The organism is Rothia sp. ND6WE1A (genome assembly GCF_001683935.1).
In the GTDB taxonomy this organism is placed as follows: domain Bacteria; phylum Actinomycetota; class Actinomycetes; order Actinomycetales; family Micrococcaceae; genus Rothia; species Rothia amarae.
In genome coordinates, this window is sequence record NZ_LXTU01000073.1 from 106,825 (window position 1) to 117,975 (window position 11,151).

The 11,151-nt window shown below is 53.3% G+C and carries 7 protein-coding genes; 1 reads left to right on the forward strand and 6 read right to left on the reverse strand.

The window, feature by feature from the left end; genetic code table 11:
• Positions 1-8 precede the first annotated feature (8 nt).
• Genes A7E48_RS11040 through A7E48_RS10385 form a run of 3 tightly spaced genes read right to left on the reverse strand, consistent with a single transcriptional unit; the run spans position 9 to position 1,087 of the window.
• A complete protein-coding gene (locus tag A7E48_RS11040) occupies positions 9-185 on the reverse strand; it encodes an NPXTG-anchored protein (RefSeq protein WP_158004420.1) in 177 nt (58 codons plus the stop codon).
• 45 nt (positions 186-230) lie between these two features.
• Positions 231-851 (reverse strand): Ig-like domain-containing protein, encoded by a 621-nt coding sequence (locus tag A7E48_RS10380; protein WP_068173097.1) that lies wholly within the window; start codon positions 849-851, stop codon positions 231-233.
• Positions 848-1,087 carry a hypothetical protein gene (locus A7E48_RS10385; RefSeq protein WP_068173100.1) on the reverse strand — a complete coding sequence of 80 codons (240 nt, stop codon included), beginning with the start codon at positions 1,085-1,087 and terminating at the stop codon, positions 848-850. Before A7E48_RS10385 ends, A7E48_RS10380 begins: the two co-directional genes overlap by 4 nt.
• A 509-nt stretch (positions 1,088-1,596) precedes the next feature.
• Here A7E48_RS10385 and A7E48_RS10390 point away from each other — a divergent pair.
• Positions 1,597-4,218, forward strand: a complete 2,622-nt coding sequence (locus A7E48_RS10390; RefSeq protein ID WP_083147378.1) for a DNA topoisomerase (ATP-hydrolyzing) subunit A — start codon at positions 1,597-1,599, stop codon at positions 4,216-4,218.
• Positions 4,219-4,295: 77 nt separating this feature from the next.
• On the opposite strand, the gene cydC is transcribed toward A7E48_RS10390, so the two are convergent.
• The 3 genes from cydC to A7E48_RS10405 are packed head-to-tail and all read right to left on the reverse strand — an operon-like array spanning position 4,296 to position 10,677.
• Positions 4,296-7,922, reverse strand: a complete 3,627-nt coding sequence (cydC, locus tag A7E48_RS10395; protein WP_141669451.1) for a thiol reductant ABC exporter subunit CydC — start codon at positions 7,920-7,922, stop codon at positions 4,296-4,298.
• A 55-nt stretch (positions 7,923-7,977) separates the two neighbouring features.
• Positions 7,978-9,093, reverse strand: coding sequence for a cytochrome d ubiquinol oxidase subunit II (gene cydB / locus A7E48_RS10400; protein WP_068173102.1), 1,116 nt, complete (start codon positions 9,091-9,093; stop codon positions 7,978-7,980).
• Between the two features lie 9 nt (positions 9,094-9,102).
• Complete coding sequence (locus A7E48_RS10405; RefSeq protein WP_068173105.1) at positions 9,103-10,677, reverse strand: cytochrome ubiquinol oxidase subunit I; 1,575 nt, start codon at positions 10,675-10,677, stop codon at positions 9,103-9,105.
• Positions 10,678-11,151 lie beyond the last annotated feature (474 nt).

Consider the following 11,151-nt stretch of genomic DNA (forward strand, 5'->3'; position numbering starts at 1 on the left):
ATTATTGTTTAGGCGTGACGGCGACGGGAAGCCACAATCGCTGCGCCGCCCAAAGCGAGCAGCGCTACAGCACCGATAGCTAGTTGCACGCCGGAGAAACCGGTGTGTGCTAGGCGCTGACCTAGGCTAGGGGTCTCCGCCGTTGCGGTTCCTTCAGCAGGAGCAATTTCCTGGGAAGAGTCCACTACTGGGTTATTCTGCTGTGGTTCTTCTACGATCGAAGGCTGCGCCTAAGGATTAGTAGCTACTGTAGCGGGTGCCGAAGACTCTTCTGAAGGTGCTACCTCAGGAGCAGTTTCGCAATAAGTGGTCGGAGTGGAAGAAACAAGGATGTGGATCAACTGATTTGCCGCAATCTGATCCATTTTCAGAGTGAAACCGTCCGCTGCGCAGTCAACGGTGTAGGCAGTGGAATCAACGCACTGCAAAAAGGTGGGATACCCCTGCGACTGGTCGCCCTGGTAGACAGCTAGGGTGTCACACTGAAGATTTACGTTGCTGGGAGTATCGGTAACGGTGACGTAGCTGAGCTGACCGGGCACATCGATTGCCCAGCCGGCATTGCCGCCCTCACGTGCCCAGCCATATTTCACTAGCTCAGTCAGCTGTCCAGGAACTACACCAGAACCGGCGGGTGTAATGGCGGTGGAAGTTCCACCCCAATTCACGTTAATAGGCTGACCGGGTACTGCGCTATTGGAAATCTTTACTGAGAACGTAAGGTTTCCATGGACATTGATCGGGTGGGTTGCCACAAAATCAGTAAGGGTCACCACTACAGCACCGTTTTGAGCCACAGCCTGTGCCACTACGTTCCCATTTTCATCCAAGATGGGGAAATTATTGGTCAAAGGAATGAGTTCCTGGGGCAGGGCAAGGGTGAAAGTATCACCTGGCTGTGAGTAATCAGGAGAACCTGCCATGCGGCGTTAAGAGTGAGGACGTCGCCTACCTTGGCTTCACCCTGGGTATTGATGTTAACGATGGCGTTGTTAATTTCGCCGGCCTGAGCTGCAGAAACTGATCCTACTGTCATTCCGCCGATGGTAAGTGTGGCAGCTGCGATAGCTGCGACGTGCTTGCGCATATTTTCCCCTAAGTTAAGAAGCGCTGCTGAATTTAAATGTGTGTTGTTTTCAGCATTGTTATTTCAATTCAAGGGAATTGGTAAATCTAAGAAACAGATAATTATTATTAGATGTACCGCCAATTCACGATATATTGTCCGTCATCGGTATCCCCGATGGGCAATATTTAATCCTCGAAGTATCGCTTGATTGAAGCCTACCAATCCCATCAACCATAGAGTGAGACCCTGGGCACATCTAATACAAATGTCCCCTAAAGTATTAGTTTTACCCATCCTTTTGGTTAACAATATTCCATTCTTTTTGTCGATTCTTTATCCTTTTTAATAATTAATTCCTTATCTTTTAAGAGAAATTAAACTCTCCTCAATAAAAGAAAATTAAGCACCTTGGCACCGCTGACCTGGAGTAATACCCTCTAGGCAAACCCTCATTTGATAGTTCCTCTCCCTGTTCATCCAGGCGGTAAACTAGAGAGAAACAAGAACCCACAGCTGAAGAGGTATAGATGGCGCGCCGCTCCAAGACATTTCAGGATGATTACCCCACCGATGTCGTCGAAAATATCGTAGATATCGATGTTTCTTCTGAAATGGAAACCAGCTTCCTGGAGTACTCATACTCAGTGATTTACTCTCGCGCGTTGCCCGATGCCCGTGATGGTCTGAAACCGGTTCAACGCCGCATCCTCTATATGATGCAGCAAATGGGTTTACGTCCTGACAAGGGGCATGTGAAATCTGCCCGCGTGGTCGGGGAAGTCATGGGTAAACTCCACCCCCATGGCGATTCAGCGATTTACGATGCGATGGTGCGCCTTGCTCAACCCTTTGCTATGCGCATGCCCCTGGTAGATGGGCATGGCAATTTCGGGTCTCTCGATGACGGTCCGGCGGCGTCTCGCTACACTGAAGCTCGGATGGATCCCGCAGCTCTTGCCTTGACGGCGGATCTCGACGAGGACGTCGTCGATTTTGTACCTAACTATGACAATCAATTCATGCAACCTGCGGTTCTCCCCGCAGCCTTCCCCAACCTTTTGGTGAATGGGTCCTCAGGTATCGCTGTGGGTATGGCGACCAATATGCCGCCGCACAATTTACGGGAGGTTATCGCCGGTGCTCAACACCTGCTTGCGAATCCCGATGCATCTCTCAAAGACATCATGAAGTTCATCCCCGGCCCCGATTTACCCTCCGGAGGTACAATCGTAGGTTTGCAGGGTATCAAAGATGCCTACGAGAACGGTCGGGGTATTTTCAAAACTCGTGCCACAGCGTCCATTGAGCAGGTTTCAGCGCGAAAACAGGGCATTGTAATTACCGAGCTACCTTACATGGTGGGTCCGGAAAAGGTCATCGAAAAAATAAAGGATGGCGTCAACAAGAAGAAGCTGGTAGGCATCTCAGACGTTACTGATTTGACGGACCGCAAACACGGTTTGCGCATGGTAATTGAACTCAAAAACGGGTTCAACCCGCAAGCTGTTCTTGCATCGCTCTATAAGTTCACCCCGCTTGAAGACTCATTCGGTATCAACAATGTGGCACTCGTTAATGGGCAGCCTCACACTCTCGGTCTGCTGGATTTGCTGCGGGTCTACGTCAACCACCGCGTTGAGGTTGTACGCCGTCGTACCGCTTTCCGCCTGAAAAAACGCCAGGACCGTTTGCATCTGGTGGAGGGTCTGTTAGTTGCGATTGTAGATATTGACGAGGTTATCCAAATCATTCGCTCCTCGGACGAGACCGCTCAGGCTCGCGAACGCTTGATGACTATCTACGATCTGACCGAGGTTCAGGCGAACCATATTCTGGAGCTTCGCCTCCGCCAGCTCACCAAGTATTCGCGAATTGAGTTAGAGAAAGAGCAAGAAGAACTTCAAGCGGAGATTTCCGAGTTAGAGTCAATTCTGGCGCAGGAATCTAAATTGCACCGGTTGGTTTCAGACGAATTGCAGCAGGTTGCCGATTTGTATGGCACCGATCGACGGACCAAGCTAACGCAGCGAGACGATTTGGAGAAAGCCGTTTTGGCAGCGGCTCCCGATACGCCGAAGAGTAAGAAGTTGGGTTTGGCGCTCGAAATCGCTGACGATCCGTGCTGGGCGGTGCTCTCTGCATCAGGCATGATGGGGCGCACCAACTCAATCCGAACTCAATTACAGGCCTTGCCCGATCCTGCTAAGCGAGTGAAGCATGACGCGCTCCTCTCTCTTGTACCGACCACCGCTCGTGGAGAAATTGGTGCAGTTACTTCTGCCGGACGCATGATTCGTGTGAATGTTATGGATTTGGTGGTGCTGGAAGAAAGCAATGGCGCTCCCCTGCTGAATTCCGGAGTGAAAGCAACAGAGGCAATTACACTAGCGCGAGGTGAAACGCTGGTGGGGATTGCTCCGCTGAATCAGATTATTGCTCTAGCAACCGAGCACGGTCTCATTAAGAGAGTGAATCCCGAATACCCGCTCAACGCCGATGAGTGGGAAATTATCAAGCTCAAGCCCCGAGATCGTGTGGTAGCGGTGCATCAGTGCGCTTCTAACGATTTGAATCTCACCCTGGTCACCGAGCAGGCGAAGTTGCTGACTTTCGATGCCGCCAAGGTCCGACCCCAGGGCAGATTGGGAGGAGGCATTGCGGGCATCAAGTTGGCAGAGAACGACCGAGTCATTGCCTTAGGCGTTACAGCCCCCGGTGCTCCCGCTCAGGTGGTGACCATAACGGATGGTTCGGCAGAGGACGGCGCTGCTGCCTCCGCGAAGGTAACCGAACTCAGCGAATTCCCTGCCAAGGGACGCGCTACCGGTGGTGTACGAGCGCATCGGTTCTTAGCGGGGGAATCAAAACTTTCTGTAGCCTTTGTGGGAGTTGGTCCTGCTCGCGCCACCACTGCCGCCGGGGTTGCTCGTTCATTGCCCACCGAGTTTGGGGTGCGAGACGGCTCAGGAGTTTCACTGAACCAATCGATTGCTTTGATCGGCCCCAGTTTTGAAGAAACTCGCTACTTGCTAGGTGCATTGGGATCCCGTCAAGAAAAAGTAAAGTCTCCTGGTGCCCCGGCGGAAACTTCCGACCAGCCAGAGGCTGAGTCAACTGCGGTAGTTGAGTCTATGGACCCGCTCTTCTAAGAGCAATTCAGCTGTGGCAAAGAAGACCCCCGCGCCATCGCGCAGGGGTCTTCTTGCGTTGTTCTGCTCTCTTGGCTCTATCCTAATTTGACCGTGCGATCGCATGCGGCAATATCTTCTGCTCGGTGCGAGACGAGGATAACTGCCGGGTGCGTTACTCCGTTACGACGTCGGGAGGTGCCTTTGGTGCCTTCGGCAACTTCCTTAATCAGAGCTTGAGCTGCAGGAGCATCGAGATGGGCGGTGGGTTCATCCATGAGCAGTAGCGGTGAAGCAGTCAACAGTGTACGGGCGATTGCAATACGCTGGCGTTGTCCACCTGAAACGTAGGAGCCACCCGCGCCCACCGGCGTCTGCAACCCCTGGGGCAGGGACCGGACGAAGTTACCCAGCCCTACACGATCGAGCACTTGGAGCATCTGCTCATCGGTGGGTCGCTGGGAGCCATCGGTAGCCAACGCAAGATTATTAGCGATGGTCGATTCGAAGATGTAGGCGGACTGGGGGCACCACGCAGCGTATCCCCTCAGATCTTCCTGGAAAAGTTCTTTGCCATTGATGCTGATAGCACCTGATTCCAGAGGTAAGAAGCCGAGTAAGGCTGCTAGCGCCGTCGTCTTACCTGAACCCGATGGACCAGTGATGCCCAGCCACTGCCCTGACCAAATATCGGCAGACAACCCGCTAAAAACAGGTTCTTTCATCCCGGGCCAGCGCGTGGAAACATTATCCAGCATCAGGTTGATGGGAGCGCCAGTAGTTTTCTGCCGCAGCAGATCGGCTGGTGTTTGCGCTGCTTCTTGTTCTTCTGTTCGTAAAGAAATGAGCGGGCGCATCCGGGCAACTAGGTGGGCGAATGCCGGCCACGAACGAACCGCTTCAAGATGGGCAATGGTGGTTTCAAAAAGGGCGGTACACATCAGGACCACTACCGCTACCAAAGGAGCAGCAATTTCTCCTCCGCGCACGTCATTCCAGGAGAAAGCTACCACGCCCAAAGCTGCTCCCCACCAGCACAGGACGGTGAGGGCCTGACCGAATCCGCTGGCACCCGCAGTTGCTTGGGTAGCTTCAACGTTTTTCCGATCCTTATTCTCAAAGGTCTTAACCGCCAGGTAGGTCAGACCGTTTGCACGCAGTTCTTCTGCCGAGTCCATGGTAGATACACCGAGTCGGAGCATTTCAGAGGTTGCCTCGCGCGCTATGGAATCTGCCTGGTAATCCAGGTAGAGGGCTACTGCGGGAATCACAAAGGTAGCAACTGCCACGGCAATGGCCATGAGCGGAAGAACAGATGGGACTGTCAGAGCCGTCACTCCGAGCACCAACACCATTACAACGAGGTGGGAGGCTACCGGCAGAATAACTCGAGGCAGGGCATCCCGCAGTTCATCGATGTCTCCGATGAGTCGGTCAAGAATATGGTCGCCCCTCAGAAGCGAGCGGATAGAGAGCACTGTATGGCCGGCTGATTTCCAGGCGCGAACGCGCAGACTATTTGCTGCTCGCAAAATCGCATCGTGAGTTTTCAGCCGTTCAGCGTAGCGCAAAGTAGCGCGCCCCAGCCCAAAGAACCGCACGCCCACTACAGCAATGAGCAAGTACATCATCGCTGGTTGTTCTGCGGCACGCACAATCAGCCAACCGGAGAGTGCCGTTAGCGCGACCGCGCAGCAGACAGAAAGTACCGATAGAACGATGGGAACTATCGATTGGGCTATGGTTAATCCGCTGAGGTCCCTTACGTCGCTAAGGGTCTGCAGAACGCCTCCCGCTTTCACGGGTTCAGCCTGAGATTTCTTTCGAACTGGTTTGGCTACCTGTGTGTCATTTTGTTGGTTCACTGCGCGTTTAAACGCTGCAAAATCCCAGCCAATGGATTTGGAAGGTTCGAGCTTCCACCTTGTACCGCTTGCTCCTGAGACTGCATGTAAATGGTAGTCGGTGCGGCGGGTCAGGGATTGGTCGTGCGTCACGATCAGTAAGGTCGCGCCCGTCTTCGCGAGCGCCGCTAATGAAGCATTCACCCTCAGGGCTGCCGCGGTGTCCAAATGGGCGGTGGGCTCATCGACCAGTACAGTCACGCGCTCCCCCAGCTCTTCCAAAGCATCGACGCGCGCCAGCGTACGGGCAATGGCCAGACGGCGCATCTGCCCGGCGCTGAGCGCTTCTGGGGAAAGGTCTGCATACTCTTGCAAACCTACAATACTGAGATAGTTCATGTAGCGGGCGCGACCGTTGGGCGAGAGCGCCAGCGGGCTTTCCTGGGTCATCAGCGATTGGGCGGCGGTGAGGTCTTCGATGGAGTGCACTTCGACCGGGAATCCGTAGAGAGCCACTTCGTTGAGGACAGTGGTGGCGATGAATGACGGTGATTGACTCACCCACACGACCGATCCGGTACCAGAGACTTCCCCGCTGACGCTCATGGGTTGGGAGTTACCGGTAGGTATGAGTCCCGGTGCCACCGAGCCGCTGATGACGCCCAACAAGGTGGATTTTCCGCAACCCGAATACCCGGTGATAGCCGTGGTTGATCCGTGGGGGAATGAAAAACTGACTCGGTCGAGGATTTGGGGTCTGCCGGGGTAGCTGACCGAAACGTTGGAAACGCGCAGTTCATCACCTTCGAAGGAAACGATGCTTCCGGGTACTGGGCGGTCAATCATTTGCTGGGCAGTACGAAGAGCCGCTATTCCTTCTTCAGATTGGTGGTAGGCAGAGCCGAGGTTGCGCAAAGGCTGGAAGCACTCGGGTGCGAGAAGAAGCGCGAACAGGGCGACGTCTAGCCCCATTTGCCCGTGCACCAAACGAATTCCGATAACAACTGCTACTACCGCCACCGATATCGTGGTCATCAGTTCGAGCCAGAATGAAGAGAGGAATGCCGAACGCAGGGTTTGCATGGTGGTTTTGCGGTAACGTTCACCCAGGTCACCCATTGCCGCAGCTTGACTCCGCGCACGTCCCAACCCTACGAGGACAGGCAGACCTTTCACCAGCTCGACAATATGGTCGGATAGCCGAAGTAGCTCGCGTTGAGCCACCGCGGTGTCCTGCCGGGTTGTCTTACCAATCAGAACCATGAAAAGTGGAATGAGCGGAAGGGTAAGAACCAGGATGAGAGCTGAAATCCAGTCGTAGAACGCAATAACAACCAACAAAATAAGGGGTGTAATGAAGGAGCTAACCATTGCCGTCAAAGTTTTTGCGTAGTAACTATCCACAGCGTTGAGCCCACGTGACAGAAGGACGGCGGTGCCGCCTGTACCGTCCGGGGTATCGACGCCGCCGGTGGCCAGCACTCGCTGAATCAAGTTTGCCCGTACCTGAGATTTCACGCCGGTAGCAGCCCTTTGCGCGCTATAGCTTAAAGCCCAGTCAGCCAGCGCCCGCCCTAGTGCGGCGAGCGCCCCCACGCTCACTAACAAGAGGACAGTAGGCTCGTGCCCGAAGTTTGCCCACCAGAGTCCCTCCACCCGCGCTTGAGCATTTCCCTCAAATATTGCTCGCTGTGCGGCCTGTGCTGAGGGGTATTCCACCCCGGAGTTAACGGCAACGTAGGTGAGCCGTGCTAGATAGGCGAGGGCGGTTCCTATGACCGCAGCGAACATGATGGAACACAGTGTTCGCAGAATCGTAAATAGAGCAAAGACACTCAGGTGCTTGCGGGCTGAAGGCCCCAGCGGTGGACGTTGATCCATTGATGGTGCGAATCCTTTGAATCGGAGCGAGTAGATTCTTTCAGTCTAACGAGGGTCAGCATTTTGGTGAATTAGCCGGCTCTTTTTGGCGAGAACTGTGCGTCACAGCTTGGTTGCTCTCCCCTAGTTCTGTGGGGTCATGAGCATCTGGAATATGTTCTACTTTCATGCGCTGGCGGAACTGATAGTAGCTCCAGCATTGGTAGCCAATGATGAGTGGCAACATGATTCCCACTACCCACGACATGACGGTCAGGGTGTAGGGCGAGCTGGATGCATTGGTAACTGTCAAGCTGTGTGCCGGGTTCAGAGTTGAGGGGAGAACGGTGGGGTAAATTGCCAGAAAAATACCCAGCATTGAACCGCACACAAACAGGGAATTTCCTACGAAACTGCGTCCCTCGCGTCCTTGAAGCGCACTGATATATCCCAGGATTAGCCCAAGGACACCCACCAGGCACAGGATATAACTCAGCATCCCGGCACTTTCTCCCTTCCACTGCAGTAGCAGAGCCCAGATTAGCAGCGGCGCGGAGCCCACCAGCATGAGGGGACGCTGAACAGCTCTCGCCCTATAACGAATAGGACCATCCGTTTTGAGAGCAATAAACGCTAACCCCTGAATGAGCGAAAAACAGACGACGGCGATACCGCCCAAGTAGGTGAAAGGAGAGGTGGCCCAGGCGAAAATATCAATGGAATTTCCACGCTCGTTGAGAGGAAGCCCAGTGGTGGTGAGTGCAAGAAGCGCTCCGATTAAAAATGCGATACCGAAGCTAGAGAGGCTCAATAGCGTGTTCCAGGTACTAATCCATCGGGGATTATTCTGTTTCCCGCGGTAGTCGATAGCTACTACGCGCAGAATAAGAAATACCAGCAGGAGAGTCAATGGAATGTAGAGGGCGGAGAAGAGCGAGGCGTACCAGAAGGGGAAGGAAGCGAACATTCCTGCCCCTGCGGTAATAAGCCATACTTCGTTACCGTCCCAAACTGGGCCAATCGTATTCAGCAAGAGACGACGTTCTTTTTCAGTCTTGGAAAAGGGTCTGCTCATGAGCATCCCCACTCCTAAATCGAAGCCATCAAGCACTAAATACCCGCAAAAGAGTATCCCGATGACGATAAACCAGATGGTAGGCAACAACGGTTGATCAGCAAAAATTTCAAACATGTCTATCCCCTAGTAGGCAAACGCCAAAACGTCGCGATTATTGCTGTTCTCATCCGAATCCTCATGCTGCTCCACCAGCTCCGGCATGGCGGCTGGAATCCCAGCCCGCACATACCGCGTGAGCAAATAAATCTCCACCACAGCCAAAATGGCGTACAGAGAACCGAGCGCGATGAGCGAGAACAGAATGGTCCCACCACTGACCTCCGGCGATACACCGGCAGCGGTAAACAGCATGACCGACGTATCCTCCTGAAAATTAGGCGCCACGACAAAGGGCTGCCGCCCCATCTCGGTGAAAATCCAACCGGCAGTGTTTCCAATAAAAGGGAACCAGAGAGCAATTAAGTGGAAATTCTTCAACCACCGAGAATCAGGAACAGTTCCCATACCCTTCTTGCGAGTAATCCACAGCGCATAGATTGCCACAACTGCGCTCATCCCGCCAAAAGTAAACATCCCCCGGAATCCGTAATAGGTAATCTCAAAAATCGGGGTATAGGTAATCTCTTGCCCCGCCATCTGGCCAAAGCGCTCAGGATCATCAGGATAATGGGTGCCCAATTCATCCTGATATTGCTTCAGCAGAGTCTCCACTCCGGGAACCGGTTCAGAGAAATTCTCATACGCCAAAAACGAGAGCAAACCTGGAATTTTGAGGGGCGTGATCAGATGATCACAACTCTGCGACGACGGATCTATCGAATAGGAGAACACAGAGAAGGACGTACCGTCTTCACACGCGGCCTCTGCCGCAGCCATCTTCATGGGCTGTTGCTGAATCATCAACTGTGCCTGAGCGTGACCGGTAAAGGCTGTGCCCAAGAAGCCCGCTATCGCGATGACGGCACCAAAACGAAGCGCGTAACGCCAAGCATGGAAATCTTCTGCATCGCGAGCACCTTCACTGCGCTCGCCGATAACAACTTTGCCATCCGCTACCGTGTCGATGCCCAGTTGACGACGTCGCCACAGATGCCACCAGGAAATACCGACCAGGAAAGCGCCGCCTACCAAAAGAGCACCGGCGAGGACGTGGGGAACGGTTACCAGGGCTGTGCTGTTGGTGAGCACTGCCCAAATATCGGTCATGACCGGGCGTCCGTCTTTCATCTCAACACCTACAGGGTGCTGCATCCACGAATTAGCCACCAGGATGAAGTAAGCAGATGCCCACGAACCAGCGACCGCAATGGTGATGGTGGTGGCGTGAATTGCTGGTTTGAGTTTGCCCCAGCCGAAAATCCACAGTCCGATGAAGGTTGATTCGAAGAAGAAGGCAAGCAAACCCTCCAGCGCAAGCGGTGCCCCAAATACATCTCCTACGAAGCGCGAATATTCGCTCCATGCCATGCCGAATTGAAATTCTTGCACGAGCCCTGTGGCAACACCCATGGCAAAGTTGATGATAAAGAGTTTGCCCCAGAATTTTGTGAGTCTTTTATACCGTTCTGCGCCGGTACGAACGTAGCGCCAGTGAAAAAACGCGACCAGAGGTCCCAAACCTAGGGTCAGTGGCACCATAAAGAAGTGGTAGACGGTGGTTATACCGAACTGCCAGCGAGCGATGGTGAGCGGATCCATGCCTTCCTCTTTCGTGAGAAGTCAGGTGTTGTGATGTAACCAAAAAGTTTCCCCTTACCATACCCCCGCTATTCTGAGTGTTCCCCGGTAAAACAGTGCGCTTCTCTGCAGTGAATCAGTGCCCCTCTTGACGCACGAATTAAGGTTCTGAAAACCTCAACTGCCTGGTGGAAGTAGGCTTTTTCGTTATCTTGTGTGTCCCTTGTGGATGTTTTCCCACGTCCCCCACGAAAGCCTCTTCCTTTCTCCTTTTAAGCGCAAAAATCCCCGAATTATTCCTGGGAAAACTTTCGGGGATTTTCGCTACGAGTTTCAAATTATCCTGAAAATGGAGGAGCTGACATAACCCTCTTTTTTATGATGATTCTCATAAGGTATTTTTTACCCTATCGGCTGGTCTCATCCTATCGATTACCCAGCAAACCTAGGCTTTCAACCGCCGCTTTTTCCTGGCGGAGTTCTTCAACTGATTTT

What these genes read in the sequence shown, in the direction of transcription:
- A7E48_RS10385 (WP_068173100.1), bottom strand. Translation starts at nt 1,087, where the DNA reads ATGCGCAAGCACGTCGCAGCTATCGCAGCTGCCACACTTACCATCGGC.
- A7E48_RS10390 (WP_083147378.1), top strand. Translation starts at nt 1,597, where the DNA reads ATGGCGCGCCGCTCCAAGACATTTCAGGATGATTACCCCACCGATGTC.
- cydC (WP_141669451.1), bottom strand. Translation starts at nt 7,922, where the DNA reads ATGGATCAACGTCCACCGCTGGGGCCTTCAGCCCGCAAGCACCTGAGT.
- cydB (WP_068173102.1), bottom strand. Translation starts at nt 9,093, where the DNA reads ATGTTTGAAATTTTTGCTGATCAACCGTTGTTGCCTACCATCTGGTTT.
- A7E48_RS10405 (WP_068173105.1), bottom strand. Translation starts at nt 10,677, where the DNA reads ATGGATCCGCTCACCATCGCTCGCTGGCAGTTCGGTATAACCACCGTC.